Annotated in this window: 20 protein-coding genes; 11 read left to right on the top strand and 9 right to left on the bottom strand. The window is 63.1% G+C overall.

The features are described from left to right. Positions 1-200 precede the first annotated feature (200 nt). Positions 201-326 (bottom strand): hypothetical protein, encoded by a 126-nt coding sequence (locus A3A9_RS46320; protein WP_081294138.1) that lies wholly within the window; start codon positions 324-326, stop codon positions 201-203. A 211-nt stretch (positions 327-537) separates the two neighbouring features. Between A3A9_RS46320 and A3A9_RS0122000 the strand changes: the two genes are divergently transcribed. The 4 genes from A3A9_RS0122000 (at position 538) to A3A9_RS0122015 (ending at position 3,796) form a co-directional block, all read left to right on the top strand. Beyond that, positions 538-1,347, top strand: coding sequence for a transglutaminase-like domain-containing protein (locus A3A9_RS0122000; protein WP_027060711.1), 810 nt, complete (start codon positions 538-540; stop codon positions 1,345-1,347). A 122-nt stretch (positions 1,348-1,469) separates the two neighbouring features. After that, the gene (locus tag A3A9_RS0122005; protein ID WP_027060712.1) at positions 1,470-2,423 is read left to right on the top strand and encodes a cation diffusion facilitator family transporter; all 954 of its coding nucleotides are present in this window, start codon (positions 1,470-1,472) and stop codon (positions 2,421-2,423) included. 77 nt (positions 2,424-2,500) lie between these two features. Next, complete coding sequence (locus A3A9_RS0122010; protein WP_027060713.1) at positions 2,501-2,905, top strand: GFA family protein; 405 nt, start codon at positions 2,501-2,503, stop codon at positions 2,903-2,905. 78 nt (positions 2,906-2,983) lie between these two features. Then, the gene (locus A3A9_RS0122015; protein ID WP_027060714.1) at positions 2,984-3,796 is read left to right on the top strand and encodes a class I SAM-dependent methyltransferase; all 813 of its coding nucleotides are present in this window, start codon (positions 2,984-2,986) and stop codon (positions 3,794-3,796) included. Positions 3,797-3,812: 16 nt separating this feature from the next. Here A3A9_RS0122015 and A3A9_RS0122020 read toward each other — a convergent pair whose 3' ends face one another. After that, the gene (locus A3A9_RS0122020) at positions 3,813-5,087 is read right to left on the bottom strand and encodes a DNA recombination protein RmuC (protein ID WP_027060715.1); all 1,275 of its coding nucleotides are present in this window, start codon (positions 5,085-5,087) and stop codon (positions 3,813-3,815) included. Between the two features lie 103 nt (positions 5,088-5,190). Between A3A9_RS0122020 and def the strand changes: the two genes are divergently transcribed. The 5 genes from def to truA all read left to right on the top strand — a co-directional run bounded on the left by def (position 5,191) and on the right by truA (position 8,369). Then, a complete protein-coding gene (gene def / locus A3A9_RS0122025; RefSeq protein ID WP_027060716.1) occupies positions 5,191-5,721 on the top strand; it encodes a peptide deformylase in 531 nt (176 codons plus the stop codon). 52 nt (positions 5,722-5,773) lie between these two features. Next, positions 5,774-6,046, top strand: a complete 273-nt coding sequence (locus tag A3A9_RS0122030; protein ID WP_027060717.1) for a hypothetical protein — start codon at positions 5,774-5,776, stop codon at positions 6,044-6,046. Positions 6,047-6,142: 96 nt separating this feature from the next. Further along, on the top strand, positions 6,143-7,096 hold the full coding sequence (gene fmt / locus A3A9_RS0122035; RefSeq protein ID WP_027060718.1) for a methionyl-tRNA formyltransferase: 954 nt from the start codon (positions 6,143-6,145) through the stop codon (positions 7,094-7,096). Next, on the top strand, positions 7,093-7,599 hold the full coding sequence (locus A3A9_RS0122040) for a GNAT family N-acetyltransferase (RefSeq protein ID WP_027060719.1): 507 nt from the start codon (positions 7,093-7,095) through the stop codon (positions 7,597-7,599). Before fmt ends, A3A9_RS0122040 begins: the two co-directional genes overlap by 4 nt. Positions 7,600-7,622: 23 nt before the next feature. Continuing rightward, a complete protein-coding gene (gene truA, locus A3A9_RS0122045; protein WP_027060720.1) occupies positions 7,623-8,369 on the top strand; it encodes a tRNA pseudouridine(38-40) synthase TruA in 747 nt (248 codons plus the stop codon). A gap of 15 nt (positions 8,370-8,384) precedes the next feature. Here the strand turns inward: truA and A3A9_RS0122050 are convergent, their stop codons facing one another. Together A3A9_RS0122050 and dapE are read right to left on the bottom strand one after the other, a co-directional pair. Then, positions 8,385-9,017 carry a hypothetical protein gene (locus tag A3A9_RS0122050; RefSeq protein WP_027060721.1) on the bottom strand — a complete coding sequence of 211 codons (633 nt, stop codon included), beginning with the start codon at positions 9,015-9,017 and terminating at the stop codon, positions 8,385-8,387. Between the two features lie 5 nt (positions 9,018-9,022). Next, entirely contained in the window at positions 9,023-10,216 is a 1,194-nt protein-coding gene (gene dapE / locus A3A9_RS0122055) for a succinyl-diaminopimelate desuccinylase (protein WP_027060722.1), read from the bottom strand. Between the two features lie 128 nt (positions 10,217-10,344). On the opposite strand from dapE, the gene A3A9_RS0122060 reads away from it, so the two are divergent. After that, entirely contained in the window at positions 10,345-11,385 is a 1,041-nt protein-coding gene (locus A3A9_RS0122060) for a 2-dehydropantoate 2-reductase (RefSeq protein WP_027060723.1), read from the top strand. Here the strand turns inward: A3A9_RS0122060 and A3A9_RS0122065 are convergent. From A3A9_RS0122065 to dapD, 4 genes are all read right to left on the bottom strand, one after another. Then, on the bottom strand, positions 11,288-12,061 hold the full coding sequence (locus A3A9_RS0122065) for a hypothetical protein (RefSeq protein WP_027060724.1): 774 nt from the start codon (positions 12,059-12,061) through the stop codon (positions 11,288-11,290). The two genes, A3A9_RS0122060 and A3A9_RS0122065, sit on opposite strands and share 98 nt — an antisense overlap. A 127-nt stretch (positions 12,062-12,188) precedes the next feature. Then, positions 12,189-12,566: a DUF805 domain-containing protein gene (locus tag A3A9_RS0122070; RefSeq protein ID WP_027060725.1), complete on the bottom strand. Its 378-nt coding sequence runs from the start codon at positions 12,564-12,566 to the stop codon at positions 12,189-12,191. Beyond that, on the bottom strand, positions 12,559-12,921 hold the full coding sequence (locus A3A9_RS0122075) for a DUF805 domain-containing protein (RefSeq protein WP_027060726.1): 363 nt from the start codon (positions 12,919-12,921) through the stop codon (positions 12,559-12,561). Before A3A9_RS0122075 ends, A3A9_RS0122070 begins: the two co-directional genes overlap by 8 nt. Positions 12,922-12,993: 72 nt before the next feature. After that, the gene (gene dapD / locus A3A9_RS0122080; protein ID WP_027060727.1) at positions 12,994-13,848 is read right to left on the bottom strand and encodes a 2,3,4,5-tetrahydropyridine-2,6-dicarboxylate N-succinyltransferase; all 855 of its coding nucleotides are present in this window, start codon (positions 13,846-13,848) and stop codon (positions 12,994-12,996) included. Positions 13,849-13,993: 145 nt separating this feature from the next. Here dapD and A3A9_RS0122085 point away from each other — a divergent pair, with 145 nt between their 5' ends. Beyond that, entirely contained in the window at positions 13,994-14,839 is an 846-nt protein-coding gene (locus A3A9_RS0122085) for an LOG family protein (protein ID WP_013528481.1), read from the top strand. Positions 14,840-14,934: 95 nt separating this feature from the next. Here A3A9_RS0122085 and A3A9_RS0122090 read toward each other — a convergent pair whose 3' ends face one another. Further along, on the bottom strand, positions 14,935-15,639 hold the full coding sequence (locus tag A3A9_RS0122090; protein ID WP_027060728.1) for a pyrimidine 5'-nucleotidase: 705 nt from the start codon (positions 15,637-15,639) through the stop codon (positions 14,935-14,937). Between the last annotated feature and the right edge of the window lie 142 nt (positions 15,640-15,781).

Raw genomic sequence — 15,781 nt, forward strand, 5'->3', positions numbered from 1 at the left:
AACGCTCCATCCAGCATCGGGCCGGAAACGGAATCCGATCCGGGATGCTTGATCAATGTGGGCGGGTCGTCCCGACCAAATTTTCGGAGGCGCGGGGCCGTCCTCGCGCCAGAGATATAGGGTTGTCCGAACGCCCGATCAATCCGGCGGCATCGTCTGACGCCGCCGGTGGGATTCGCCCGCGCCGCTTTGCCCGAGCCTTACTTTTCCTTGATGCGCATCGCCTTGACCGGCGGTGCCTTCAGGGCGGGAGCGGCTGCCGGCTTCTTGGCATCCTTCTTCGGCTTGCGGGCTTCCTTGCCTGCCTTCATCGCGCCTTTGGCCATGATTCGTTCCTCTAGTTGCGGGATGCGAAGTGAAACAAGAGAAACGCTTTGCCGCAAGAGGGCAGCGCCTACCGTAGCCGTCGGTCGGCCGCTTTCAACCGATTTCTAATTTGCTCGTAAACCATGGCGGTCCGTGCCATGGTCATTCTCGCACTGCAGCATCGATCCGTGCTTTCGCCGGGTGATCGTCAGGCAGGCGGTCAGGACGACAATGCGTATCCACATTGGCTGCGAGATGAGCTTCGACTTTCCGCAGGAAACGCCGCTCATCGCGATGCTCAATGTCCATTATTCCCGTGCCTCCGATCTCGAGCGTCCGGATTTCCTGACCTCGAACCCGCCGGTGCCGATCGAGAGCTACCGCGACAGTTTCGGCAATTGGTGCAACCGTTTCGTTGCACCGCCCGGCCGGTTCACATTCGGCACCGATTCGGTAATCCGCGCGCCCGGCACCTTCGAAATGGGCGACCTGATGGCCTGGCAGCACGAGGTGCGCGACCTGCCGGCGGAGACGCTGCTGTTCCTGCTGCCCAGCCGGTTTTGCGAGAGCGACCTTCTGGCCAACGAAGCGTGGCGGCTGTTCGGCCATACACCGCTTGGCATTCCGCGCGTGCAGGCGGTGTGCGATTTCGTCCACAACCATATCGTCTTCAGCTATGGAAATGCGCGGCCAACGCGTACCGCTGCGGAAACCTACCGCGAACAGAGCGGCGTGTGCCGCGACTTCGCGCATCTGGCCGTCACCTTCTGCCGGGCGCTCAACATCCCGACGCGTTACTGCACCGGCTACATCAGCGATATCGGCATGCCGAAGCCGTGGTCGAGCATGGATTTCGCCGCCTGGATGGAAGTCTATCTCGGCGGCCGCTGGCATGTATTCGACCCGCGCAACAATGCGCCGCGCATCGGCCGTATCCTGATCGCCTCCGGGCGCGACGCGGCGGATGTGCCGCTGACCCATATTTTCGGCCCAGGGACCCTCGCCGGCTTCAAGGTTTGGACCGACGAGATCGTCGAGTAACTGGCGTTCCCGACCGCGAGTCTTCAATGATCCGAACGACGAGACGGTTCGCGCGTTGTGCTGCCTGTGGAGCTTCGGCGGTGGGGCCGCTACAATGGGTAGCCTGAAGGGGACAAGACTATATGGCCGGGCATGGCGGCTCGAAAACGGTTATCTACGCGGCGCTGGCCGGCAATCTGGCCATCGCGGTGACCAAATTCGCCGCCGCTTTCTTCACCGGCAGTTCTGCGATGCTGTCGGAAGGCGTGCACTCGCTGGTCGATACCGGCAATGGCGGGCTGCTGCTCTACGGAATGCACCGGGCCGCGCGACCGGCCGACCGCACGCATCCGCTCGGCCATGGCCGTGAGCTCTATTTCTGGAGCTTCATCGTTGCCCTGCTGGTCTTCGCGCTCGGCGCCGGCGTCTCGCTATACGAGGGCATCGTCCACATCATGGCGCCGGAGCCTGTCGCCAACGTCAAGGTGAACTATGTCGTTCTCGGCCTGTCTTTCCTGTTCGAAGGCAGCTCCTGGCTGGTGGCGCTGAAGGAATTCCGCCGAGAAAAGGGCAAGCAAGGCTGGCTGCAAGCCGTGCAATCGAGCAAGGACCCGAGCGTCTATACCGTGCTGTTCGAGGACAGCGCGGCCCTGCTCGGCCTGATCGTCGCCTTTGCCGGCATACTGGCGGCTGAGCTGCTGGAGATGCCTGAGTTGGATGGAGCCGCCTCGATCGGCATCGCGCTTATCCTCGGCGCGACGGCGATCTTCCTGGCCCGCGAAAGCAAGGGCCTGCTCATCGGCGAGCCGGCCTCTCCCGAAGTACAGAAAAAGGTGCTGGCGATCGCTCAGCAGGATCCGGCGGTTCAGCGGGCCAACGGCGTCCTGACCGTCCACATGGGACCGCAGGAGATCGTTGCCGGACTGAGCATCGAATTCGAGGACCATCTGACGGCGCCGGAGATCGAGGCCTGTGTCGAACGCCTTGAGGCACTGTTGAAGAAAGAGATGCCGGAGATCACGCGGCTGTTCGTCAAGCCGCAGACGACAGGCACCTGGGAGCAGCGGCGCAAACTGATCGAAGCCGCGTCCAACTAGCCGCTGGACCATCGCTGCGCCGTTGCCCTGCCGCGCGGCCCCGCTAAGATCGGTCGATGGATTTTGGAGGAGCGAAAATGAAGATCGACGGCGGATGCCATTGCGGCGCCATCACATATGAAGCGGAGGTCGATCCGGAAAAGACCTCGATATGCCACTGCACGGATTGCCAGCAACTGACCGGCACGGCCTTTCGCGTTACCGTTCCCGCGCCCGAGGATCACTACAGGATCACCAAAGGTGCGCCGAAGATTTACATCAAGACAGGAGGAAGCGGTGCCAAGCGTGCCCAAGCCTTCTGTAGCGACTGCGGTTCACATCTTTACGCGACATCGGTCGGTGACGGTCCGAAGGTGTACGGGATCAGGGCGGGAACCGCCCGGCAACGCGAGAATCTGGTCCCGACACAACAGAAATGGCATCGCTCGGCTCTGCACTGGCTGCCGGAATTCGAGGTGACCACGACCGAGGAAGAGCGGTAGCAGCGTTCTCTTCGAATCGAATCCGGAGCCTGCAATCATGTGCTAGACTGCGGGCAGTGGACATGGGGAGGGTGAGCTGTGCTCGAAGGCGACAAGTTGTTTGCCGGCTCTATTCCGGAAAACTACGACCGCTATATGGTGCCGTTGATTTTCGATCCGTTCGCCACGGATCTCGCACGACGAGCGGCGTCCTTTGCGCCGAGAGCCGTCCTGGAAATCGCCGCGGGCACCGGTGTCGTCACCCGAGCACTGGCGCCAAAACTGGCCCCTGACGCCAGCTATGTCGTGACCGACCTTAACCAGCCGATGCTCGACTACGCCGCTTCGCGTCAAGCGCCCGACAGTCGCATCCAATGGCGCCAGGCTGATGCCATGGCGCTGCCATTTGAAGACGCGGCCTTCGATCTCGTTTGCTGCCAGTTCGGCGCGATGTTCTTTCCCAGCCGCCCATCCGCCTACCGCGAGGCAAAGCGGGTCCTGAAGCCCGGCGGACATTTTCTGTTCAACGTATGGGATCACATCAAGGAGAACGTGTTTGCCGATGATGTGACGAATGCCCTGGCCAGGATTTTTCCAAACGATCCGCCGCGTTTTCTCGCCCGCACGCCGCACGGCTACCACGATACCGCACTGATCCGCAGCGATCTGGCAGAGGCTGGCTTCTCCGATGTCGTGATCGAGACGAGAGCCGAACAGAGCCGTGCACCCTCTGCGCGCCTGCCGGCCGTTGCCTATTGCCGGGGAACTGTTCTTCGCACCGAAATCGAGGCCCGGGACCCGGGGAAACTGGACGCTGCAACGGATTGTGCCGCAGCCGCGATTGCGGCCAGGCATGGCAGCGGCGAGGTTGCCGCCAAAATTCAGGCACACGTCATCGTGGCCGTGGCCTAGGCGGAAAAATATCCGTTCAGTCGTCGCCTTCGACGACCCTCAGCCTGAGCTGCCCGGTCTTCGAATCGGCTACGCGGGCGCCGCCTGTGTCGAGCTTCGCCGCGGGAGCCCGTGACGGCGTCTCCGGCCCCGCATCGCCATCGACTTGCACGCCAAACTCCAGCGCCTCGATCTTCTGGCCGCGCTTGGTCACCTTCGATGTCGAGACAAGGATGTCGTCGATGTCCTTGGCCGACTGGCCGAAATGAACCTGCAGCTTGCGCACGCGCTCGTCGACACGGGCGACATCCTCCATCAGCCGGATCACCTCGCCCTGGATCAGATGCGCTTGTTCGCGCATGCGGGCATCCTTGAGGATCGCCTGGATGACCTGGATCGACAGCATCAGCAGCGACGGCGAGACGATGACAACGCGGGCGCGGTGCGCTTTGTGGACGATCGCCTCGAAATTCTCGTGGATCTCGGCGAACACCGATTCCGACGGCACGAACATGAAGGCGGTGTCCTGCGTCTCGCCCTGGATCAGGTATTTCTCCGAGATGTCGCGGACATGGATCTCGATGTCGCGGCGGAAGGCTTGCGACGCGACCTTCTGCAGGTCCGCGCCATCGGCGGCACGAATGGCATTCCAGGCTTCCAGCGGAAATTTGGCATCGATGGCCAGCGACGGCGCGCCGTTCGGCATCTTCACCAGGCAGTCGGGCCGGCTGCCGTTCGACAGCGTCGCCTGGAATTCGTATGCGCCCATCGGCAGACCGTCGGCGACGATCGCCTCCATGCGCGACTGGCCGAAGGCGCCGCGCGTCTGCTTGTTGGAGAGGATCGCCTGCAACTGTACCACCTGGCCGGCGAGCGACTGGATGTTGCCTTGCGCGACATCGATGATCGCCAGCCGCTCCTGCAGTTTGGCCAGGCTCTCATGCGTGGATTTGGTCTGCTCGGTCATGGTCTGGCCGAGCCGGCCGGTCATGGCGTCGAGCCGCTGGCCGATCGACTGCGTCAGCTCCGCCTGGCGCGCCCCGAACACTTCGGCGATGGCCCCCATGCGACCCTGCATCTCGGCCTGGCTCTGCAATATGCCGGCCATCCGCGCTTCGGCATCGCGGGCATGGTCGGCTGCCTCCGCGGCAGCAACCGCACGCGCCTTGGCCGACCGCCACAGCGCGATGACCAGCGCCACGAACAGGCCGAGAAACAACAATGCACCGAAGGCCAGGGCATGGCCGAGCGTGATCGTGGTGGCGCCAAGCCGTGCCACAGGCTCCGAAAGGATGGTGCTCAGGTCATTCATGTGGGCAGCATAGCCGATTCGCGGGGCTGGCACAGATCAAAACAGGAACAAGCCCCGGGTGCCCCGGTTGACGCTTTTCGCCGGAGGTCTTAGGTGGAACGCCATGCCGATCAAGCCGCTCATCATCCTTCCCGACCCCATCCTGCGCCAGCTTTCCAAGCCGGTGGAGCGCGTCGACGCGCCATTGCGCGCATTGGCCGAGGACATGCTGGCGACCATGTATGACGCGCCGGGCATCGGGCTGGCGGCAATCCAGATCGGCGAGCCATTGCGCATGCTGGTGATCGACCTCGCCAAGGAAGACGAGACACCGGCGCCGCATGTCTTCATCAACCCGGAGATCCTGGAAAGTGCCGACGCGCGCTCGGTCTATGAGGAAGGCTGCCTGTCGATCCCGGATTATTACGCCGAGGTCGAACGCCCGGCGTCCGTGCGCGTGAAATACCTCGACCGCGACGGCAAGCTGCAGGAGATGGAGGCCGACGGCCTCATGGCGACCTGCCTGCAGCATGAGATCGACCATCTCAACGGCGTGCTGTTCATCGACCACATCTCGAAGCTGAAGCGCGACATGGTTGTGAAGAAGTTCAAGAAGCTCGCCAAGGACAAAGCGCCGGGCAAGCTGGTGGGATAGGCTAGAGTCCTTTCCAAGCTGATGTCGGCGGGACAGGCCAATGGAGACGCCGATGGCCGGCATGCTGATCAATGACATTCCCGAGCCTTTGAAACGCGAAATCGAACTGGCGGCACGCAAGGACGGCCAGAGCCTGTCAGACAAGGCTATCGATCTTCTGCGCAAAGGCATGGCTGCAGAGCGAGAAGGCTGGTCAGGGCCGGGACTCTCGGCATGGGATGCGATTCGCTCGACTTTTGCGGCTGAGAACGCAATTGGCGACGAATACGCGGAGATCATGGATAGAATCGAAGCGGAAACGAAAAGCGACCACGGCCGTCCATGACTTCGACAGTCTTGACCAGAAGCTCGTAAACCCGTTTGAAGCGGGGGCGTGAGCCGGCTCACGGCACGCAATCAGAAGACAGGATCTCGAAAGAAAATGCCCCTTCGCGTGATCTTCATGGGCACGCCGGAATTTTCGGTGTCGACGCTGCGGGCGATTGCCGAGGCCGGACATCAGATTTCAGCCGTCTACACGCAGCCACCGCGTGCCGCCGGCCGGCGGGGGTTGGAGCTGACGCCGTCGCCGGTACAGCGCGAGGCCGAGCGGCTGGGCATCGAGGTGCGGGCGCCGACATCCCTCAAGGGCGAGGCCGAGCAGACGGCTTTCCGTGCCTTGCAGGCCGATATCGCCGTGGTCGTCGCCTATGGTTTGCTGCTGCCGAAGGCAATTCTCGACGCACCACAGCTTGGCTGCATCAACGGCCATGCATCGCTCTTGCCGCGCTGGCGGGGTGCCGCTCCCATCCAGCGCGCCATCATGGCGGGCGACCTGGAAAGCGGCATGATGGTTATGCGCATGGAAGAGGGCTTGGACACTGGACCGGTGGGATTGCTTGAAAAATGCGCCATTCAACCCGATATGACAGCCGGCGATCTGCATGATCGGTTGATGGGCGTTGGTGCCGCCCTGATTGTGGAAGCGCTGGCGCTGCTGGAAAAGAATACCCTGACATTTACTGCGCAAGCGGCGGAAGGGGTGACTTACGCCAGAAAAATCGATAAATCCGAGACGCGCGTGGACTGGACGCGGCCCGCGGCCGAGGTCCATAACCACCTTCGTGGCCTGTCGCCCTTTCCCGGCGCCTGGTCCGAGATTGAAATTGGCGGCCGCATGGAACGGCTGAAACTGCTTCGCTCGACGCTGTCCGAAGGCCCGTCGCTTTCGGAAGATTTGGGCGAGTCGGGAGGAATTCTCGATGACCGACTGACGGTCGCCTGCGGGGCAGGCGCGGTCAGGCTGGTCGAAGTTCAACGTGCGGGCGGAAAGCCCGCCGCCGCGTCGGAATTCCTGCGCGGAGCCAAGGTCGTAAAAGGAATGAAGTTCTCATGAGCATGATGTCGATACGCGCGGCAACGCCGCGGGATCGCGAGGCCATTCGCCTCGTCGAGGAACACGCTTTCGGCCAGCAGGCGGAGGCCGGGCTGGTCGACGCGCTGGTGACCGGCGGCGACGCCGTCGTTGAACTGGTGGCGGAAGAAGACGGACAGGTGGTAGGCCACATCCTGTTTTCCAGACTTTACGTGCAGAATGGTGGCAAGAGTTTTCCAGCAGTGGCGCTGGCGCCCTTGGCTGTCGAACCGTCTTTCCATGGCTCGGGCATTGGCGGCGCGCTGATCCGCGAGGCGCACATCCGTCTCAGGGATGCAAGCGAGGTGCTGGCCGTGGTGCTGGGCGACCCGGCCTATTACGGCCGTTTCGGCTACAGCCACGCCCGTGCCGAGAAATTCGAGAGCGAATACCAAGGCGAGGCGCTGCAGGCGCTGGCCTGGGGTGACGCTCCCGAGGCCGGCAGACTGGTCTACGCTTCCGCCTTCACCGCTCTCGCCGCCTAGGCAAGAACGTATAGCCGCCCGGCATGCCGCGTTTTCGCCTCGACATCGAGTATGACGGCAGCCTTTTCGCCGGCTGGCAGCATCAGGCCGACCAGCCTTCGGTGCAGCAGGCGATCGAACAGGCGGTCGAGAAATTCAGCGGCGAGGCGGTGCGGCTGCGCGCCGCCGGCCGCACCGATGCCGGCGTGCATGCCACCGCCCAGGTGGCACATGTCGACCTCGCCAAGGCGTGGCCTGGTGACAAGGTGCGCGATGCCATCAACGCGCATCTGCAGGCGGCCGGCGCGCATGTTGCCATCCTGAAGGCCGGCGTTGTCCCAGACGATTTCGACGCGCGCTTCTCGGCCACCGGGCGCCATTATCTCTACCGCATCCTCAACCGGCGCGCGCCCGCGGCCCTGGAGAAGGGCAAGGTGTGGTGGGTGCCAAAGCGGCTCGATGCTGGCGCCATGCACGAAGCGGCCAAAGTCATGCTCGGACGGCACGATTTCACCACCTTCCGCTCGACCCAGTGCCAGGCCAACAGCCCGGTGCGGACCTTGGAGCGGCTCGATGTGAGCCGGCACGGTGACCTGATCGAAGTGAGGGCTTCGGCGCGTTCGTTCCTGCACAATCAGGTCCGCTCGATGGTCGGCTCACTCAAGCGCGTCGGCGACGGCGGCTGGACCACTGCCGATCTCAAGGCAGCGCTCGACGCACAAGACCGCGCCGCCTGCGGCCAGGTAGCGCCGCCCGACGGGCTCTTCCTCACAGGCGTCGATTATCCCTGACAGCGCCGGCAGGCTCTATCCTGGGACCATCCCAGAAAGGCTCTGAGCCCCAACGTCGTCCGGCACGGTGATCCCAAGCAACGCCTGTAGCCCGAACAGCACCAGCAGCGAAGCAATGAACATGCCGACGAAAACGGCGGTGCCGACCGCTGCGCCCTTGCCGATCGTTGCGTTGGTCATGCGCCAGGTCAGCACCATCGACAAGGCAAACAGCAGCAGCGACACAAGGCTCGAGACCTGGCTCGCGGATGACAGGAAAAGCCTGATCAGCGCCGAGGGCAGCATCAGCCAAGCGGTGATGGCCGAGGCCCAGTTGCTGGCAACGACATAGTGGACGAAGCGGCCACCGATGCCGGCGCGCCGCGCGACCAAAGCGAGCGCGACCAGCGGCAGCACCCAGGAGCCGATATCGACCGTCGCCAGTCGCATCAGCATGCTGAAGCGGCCGGCGAAGGCGTCGGGATCACCGATCTCGTTGGCGATGCCGACCCAGCCGACGATCAGCGCCGGTGCCGCAACAATGATGGCGAAAAAGGAATTCCAGAACCCGTCGGCCGACAGGTCGAGCAGGCGCAATCCGTCGGTCTTGCCGAGCATCAGCCGCCAGGCGCCGGTCAGCGAAGCTTGGGTCTCGTCCGCCGTAAGCATGCTCATCAGCCCTGTCCGAACCAGTCTTCGATGAAGCGCTGGTAGATTCGCGTCAGCGTTTCAAGATCGGCGATGGCGACGCGCTCGTCGACCATATGCATGGTCTTGCCGACCAGGCCGAACTCAACCACCGGGCAGTAATCCTTGATGAAACGTGCATCCGACGTGCCGCCGGAGGTCGACAATGTCGGCTCCTTGCCGACCGCCGCCTTGATCGAACCGGCAAGCGTGTCGACAAGCTTGTCGTCGCGGGTCAGGAAGACATGGCTTGGCCGGTCGCGCCAGACAAGGTCGTAGTCCACCGGCGTCTTCTTGCCCGGCCGATACTTCTTGCGCCTGGCTGCCTGGTCGAGGCGGTTGTGAATCTCGGCCTGCATGGTCTCGGCGGTCCAGGTATCGTTGAAGCGAATGTTGAAGGTGGCGGTCGCCTTGGCTGGAATGACATTGGTGGCCGGGTTGCCGACATCGATGGAGGTCACCTCCAGATTGGTCGGCTGGAAATCCTTCGTGCCCTTGTCGAAGACGGGATGCAGCAAGGCGTCGACCAGGCTCATCAGCCCGCGCACCGGATTGTCGGCAAGCAAGGGGTAGGCGACATGGCCCTGACGGCCATTGACGGTCATTGAACCGGACATCGAACCGCGACGGCCGATCTTGATCATGTCGCCGAGCGCGTCCGGATTGGTCGGCTCGCCGACGATCGAGGCGTCCCATTTCTCGCCCCTGGAGGCGGCCCATTCGAGCAGCTTGACGGTGCCGTTGATGGCAGGCCCTTCCTCGTCGCCGGTGATCAGCAGCGAGACCGAGCCCTTGGGGCCGCCATTTGCCTCGACATGGCGCGCCACGGCGGCGATGAAGCAGGCAATGCCGCCCTTCATGTCGACGGCGCCGCGGCCATACATCTCGCCATTGGCAACCTCGGCGGCAAAAGGCGGATGCGTCCAGGCGGCTTCGTCACCGACCGGCACCACGTCGGTATGGCCGGCGAACATCAGATGCGGGCCATTCCCGGACCGCCTTGCGTAGAGGTTCTCGATGTCGGGCGTGCCGTCGTCCGAAAAGATCGGCCGGTCGACCAGGAAGCCGAGCGGTTTCAGCATCGTTTCCAGCGCGCTCAGCGCGCCGCCCTCAGTGGGAGTCACCGAGGCGCAACGAATGAGGGTGGCGAGGTTGGCGGCGGGATCGGTCGGCAGCGTCATGGCAAAAGCGATAGTCGAAAGCTGAGGGCCTGTCACGACCCGACATGGGGACCAGCCCAATGGCCTGACATACCGCCGACATTATGGTTTTCATGTCGTATAATTGCTGACAGGTGCGGAGCGACAGTATGGCAAACGGGGACAGAACGGTCGTCATTGCCGGTGCCGGCAGCATCGGCTGCTACGCGGGCGGTTGCCTGGCGCTCGCTGGCCGGCGGGTGATTCTGCTGGCCCGGCCGCGCATCGAGGCCGCGCTGCGGCAAGGCGGGTTGCGCATCAGCGACCTTGAGGGCCGCGATCGCCTGGTCAAGCCGGGCGCGCTTGGGATCACCGTGGATCCGGCCGCCGCCCTGCCGGAAGCGGACGTGATCCTGGTGACGGTCAAGAGCGGCGCGACGCAAGAGATGGCCGCGCTCATCAAGGCCCATGCCCGCCCTGACGCCGTTGTGATCAGCCTGCAGAACGGCGTCGACAATGCCGACCGGTTGCGCGCCGGACTTGGCCCGCGAACGGTGCTGGCCGGCATGGTGCCGTTCAATGTGGTGCAGTCGCCCGACGGCGAGCTGCCGCTGCGGGTCCACCGTGCCAGCGACGGCAAGGTAATGATCGAGGACGGCGACGCCGGCCTGGTCCGCCTTCTCGCCGTCGAAGGGTTCGCGGTCGAGGCCCATGCCGACATGAAAGCTGTGCTGTGGGGCAAGCTGCTGATGAATTTGAACAACGCGCTGGTGGCGCTTTCGGGCCTGCCGCTGGCAACGGAACTTGCCGACCGCCGCTGGCGCCTGATCCTGGCCGGCCAGATCGACGAGGCGCTGCGGGCGATGAAAGCCTCCGGCATCGAGCCGGCGCGGATCGCCGGCCTGCGGCCGGCGCTGCTGCCGAAAGTGCTCAGGCTGCCGGACTGGCTGTTCAGGCTGTTGGCGCGGCGCATGCTGGCGATCGACCCGCAGGCGCGCTCATCGATGTGGGACGATTTGCAACGCGGCCGGCCGACAGAGATCGGCGAGCTGCAAGGGGCGGTGCTCGGCCTTGCCGAAAGAGCGGGTACGCCGGCGCCGCTGCTGAAGCGCGTTACCGCTTTGGCTCGCGTGGCGGAAGCGGCGCGGCTTGGCTCGCCGGGCCTGGCGCCGGAACAGGTAGCGCCGCCGGGTGGCTCTCGATCAGCGTGATCTTCTGCCAGATTTTTCGCGACAGGTTCGAGCTCAGATTCTCGATGTCGTTGACGCCGTCGATGACGACGTCGTCATTGACCGACTGCGCGAAGAGTGCGGCGATCTTGCCGGTGATCGACAGCATTTCGGAACAATAGTCGAGGTAGCGCGCCAAATCCGCCGCATTGGTGATACGCGCCGGTGAGTTCGCCGTTGGCCTGAAGCTGGCTGAAAGCGTCGCGGGATCCTTAGTCAGCTGGTGCATGTCGATGACATGGATCAGCGAGCGCAGGCCATGCAGCTGGCGAAAGACCTGCTTGCGCTTGATGCGCTCCTCGGTGCGGATCAGCGCGAGCAGGCCGAGCACGGCGAGAATGACGGTGTTGATCGATGCCTCGATGCCTTGCACCGATTGCAGGGCATCGTCGTTTCCCGAGATGCGGTCGAGAGGCAGGATCGTGCCGACAAACACGAACACCAGCACACCGGCGACGAAGGCGGCGATGATGAGGCCGCGCAGCCACCAGATCGGCGCTTCGAGCGCCTGAGCCGCCTTGGCCAGATCGCGCGACAGCGACACCAGTTCTGCAGCGACGCCGCGCAGGCCGGCCTTGGGAAAGCGTTCGGAGACGCGGCTCTCCAGCCGTTCGGCGGTGTCGATGATCAGTTTCGGATCAAGCGTGCGGTAGCGCATGTCCGATCGGTCCTCAGAGCATGATGCCGAAAAGTGTGACGCGGTTTTCCGACGACATCATGCTCTATCTCTTTGGTTTAGAGTCGGATTCAGATTTCAGGTCGATTCGACCTGAAATCATCCGGCTCTAGGGTTGTGCCGGCTCGTTGGTGCGCCGGCCATAACGATTGGGCCCAGGCTGCCCTGGAAACAGGCACAATACAAGGAAGGCAACGATCGAGACCACGGGCACGAACAGCACCAGCGCCACGATGCCCGGCTTGTCGAGATCGTGCAGCCGCTTTATGGCAAGCACCACAAGCGGCCAAAGCGTGGCCATGACAACAATGACAAAAATGGACCACCACGTCTCGCTTTCCGGGCTGCCTTCCGGCAGCAGCTTGAAGTGATAGTACGGAAAGGCCTGGATGATGGATACGAGCAAGCCACTCAGAAAATAGGCCGCGCGGTTAACGCGGCCCGATGTCTTGAAGAAAAGCCAGGTGAGATCTGATCTGTCAGGCAAGCGGGTCCGGTCCATATTGATTGGCACCGCTGGTGCCTTGGAGAATGCCGAGCTCGACCAGCAGCCAGATGCCGCCAATGACGGGTACCAGGCCGATCAGCGTCCACCAGCCCGACTTGTTGCGGTCGTGCCAGCGTTTGGCATAGAGCGCAATCGCGAAATAGATCGATGCCAGTGCCAGGACGATGCCGATGATGCCGATCTGGGCACCACTGCCGGTGGTGATACGCGTGCCGAGGATCGAGTCGAGAATGAAGCCAACAATGCCTATAACGATGAATACGCCGATGCCGGCCCAGAATTTGGCACGGTTGATGCGGCCATCGAAACTCGTGAGAAGATATTTCCAGTCCATGTCACCCCTCCACTTTGAACCAACGCGACCCATTGTCGCGCCGGTGGAAGGTGCGCCCGCTTGGCGGAAAGATCAATCGCGCAACAATTCGTTGATCGAGGTCTTCGACCGGGTCTTGGCGTCGACGCGCTTGACGATGACGGCGCAGTAGAGGCCGGGACCAGGCTCGTTGTTTGGAAAAGCCTTGCCCGGCATCGAGCCGGCGACGACGACGGAATTCGGCGGCACCTCGCCATAGAAGACCTCGCCGGTGGCGCGGTCGACGATCTTGGTCGACTGGCCGATGAAGACGCCCATGCCAAGCACCGAGCCTTCGCGCACGATGCAGCCCTCGACCACTTCCGAACGCGCGCCGATGAAGCAATTGTCCTCGATGATGGTGGGGCCGGCCTGCATCGGCTCCAGCACGCCGCCAATGCCGACGCCGCCCGACAGATGCACATTCTTGCCGATCTGGGCGCAGGAGCCGACCGAGGCCCAGGTGTCGACCATGGTACCGCTGTCAACATAGGCGCCGACATTGACGAAGGACGGCATCAGCACCGCACCCGGCGCGACATAGGCCGAGCGGCGCACGATCGACGACGGCACGGCGCGAAAACCCGCCTTCTCGAAATCGACGGCGCTCCAGCCGTCGAACTTCGACGGCACCTTGTCCCACCACACGGCCTCGCCCGGGCCACCCTTGATGATCTCCATCGGGTTCAGCCGGAACGAGAGCAGCACCGCCTTCTTCAGCCACTGGTTGACGTGCCACTTGCCATCCGCCTGGCGCTCGGCGACGCGGACGGTGCCGTGGTCGAGCAGGTCGAGCGCAGACTGGATGGCGTCGCGCGTTTCGCCGCGTGTCGCGGTCGAAATCGTATCGCGCTCCTCGAAGGCCTTCTCAATGGTCTTTTCGAGGCTCGCCAGATCGGGCTTCGACATGAATTCGCTCCATTACCAAGCTGTTAAGGGGCAACGCCTTAACCTGTTTCCAAAGTCGCGCGGACCCTATGTGAAGCCTTGGTGAGGGTCAATCGCGGGTGCGTCACGGGACGGCGCAAGTGAAAGAATCGGACGGGTAAGACATATGACTCCTATGGAAAAGGCGGGGTGGACGCCGCTGCCGCATTCGGACGAGGATCTGGAGCGGTCGAAAAGCGTGCCGGACACGCCACAGACGCGGGCCGAGACCTACCGGCTGGCCTGGAACGATCCTGATTTCATGACGCGGCGCGAACTGCGCGCGGTCAGGCTGCAGCTGGAACTGCTGAAGCCGGAAATGATCCTGGCCGAGCGCGGCATCCGTTCGACAGTGATCCTGTTTGGCGGCGCGCGCCTGCCCGAGCCTGGCGGTGAGGCCTGGGCGGCCAAGAACGAGACGCAGAAGAAGAACCTCGAGGAAAACAGCAAATATTACGAGGAGGCGCGCAAATTCGCGCGGCTTTGCTCGCAGCAGTCGGCCACATCATACTACCGCGAATATGTCGTGGTGACCGGCGGCGGCCCAGGCGTGATGGAAGCCGGAAATCGCGGTGCCGATGACGTCGGCGCGCCGTCGATCGGCCTCAACATCGTTTTGCCGCACGAACAGGCGCCGAATATCTACGTGACGCCGGAGCTGTGCTTCAACTTCCACTATTTCGCCATCCGCAAGATGCACTTCGTCATGCGCGCCAAGGCGGTGGCGGTGTTTCCGGGCGGCTTCGGCACGATGGACGAGTTCTTCGAGACGCTGACCCTGATCCAGACCGGACGCATGGAGCGCGTGCCGGTGATCCTGTTTGGCAAATCGTTCTGGAAACGGGCGATCGATCTCGACTTCCTCGCCGAACAAGGCACGATCAGCCCCGGCGACCAGGACATTATCGATTTCGTCGACACCGCCGACGAAGCCTGGGGCATCATCAGCCGCTTCTACAAATTAGGGGAATAAGGGAATAGGGCAGTACGGGAAATAGATTTGAAAATCAGAGGCCAAGAACGCCTTCCTACTGCCCTACTGCCCTACTGCCCTACTGCCCTACTGCCCTACTGCCCTGCCACTATCCCTGTCAGAAAGCCGGCAAGATCGTCGGTGACGTAGTCGACGTCGTCTTCCTGCGCGGGATCGCGCTCCCAGATTTCGGCAAAGGTCGGCTCGAAATTGCGTGGCACCACGAGCACCGTGGTCATGCCCAGCGACTTCGGCACTTCCAGGTTGCGGGCGAGATCCTCGAACATCACCGCATTGTGGCCGGTGACGGCGTGCAGTTCGGCGAACTTTTCGTAGGTCTGGCGCGCGGGTTTGGGATTGAGGCCGGCGGCGACGATATCGAAGATGTCGTCGAAATGATCGAGGATGCCAAGCTGGCGCGCGGTGCGCTCGGCGTGCCTGCGATCGCCATTGGTGAAGATGAACTTGCGGCCGGGAAGCTGGCGGATGGCGGTGCCGAGAACGGGATCGGGCACCAGCCAGGAATAGTCGATGTCGTGGACCTTCTCCAGAAAGTCGTCGGGATCGATGCCGTGGCGCGTCATCAGCCCGTTCAGTGTCGTGCCGTATTCGCGATAAAGCTCCTTCTGCAGCTTGCGCGCCTCCTCGCGCGGCAGCGCTAGCAGCTCCCCGACATAGGCGGTCATCTTGACGTCGATCTGCGAGAACAGATTCGAATGGTGCGGGTAGAGCGTGTTGTCGAGGTCGAAAACCCAGTCGGTGACATGGGCGAAGCGGGCGGGATCAGGGAGCGTGGTCATGCGGTCCTTATGGCATGAAACGGAAAATCCGAAAGAGGCTTTATCCACAACTTCCACGCGCCAAGGGTAGCGGAAACGGCCCCGCGATTCAAATTTTAATCATCCGGGAAAGGTGGCCTTCAGGGCTTGCTGGCACAGAGAC

The organism is Mesorhizobium loti CJ3sym, assembly GCF_000472785.1.
Lineage (GTDB): Bacteria > Pseudomonadota > Alphaproteobacteria > Rhizobiales > Rhizobiaceae > Mesorhizobium > Mesorhizobium loti_E.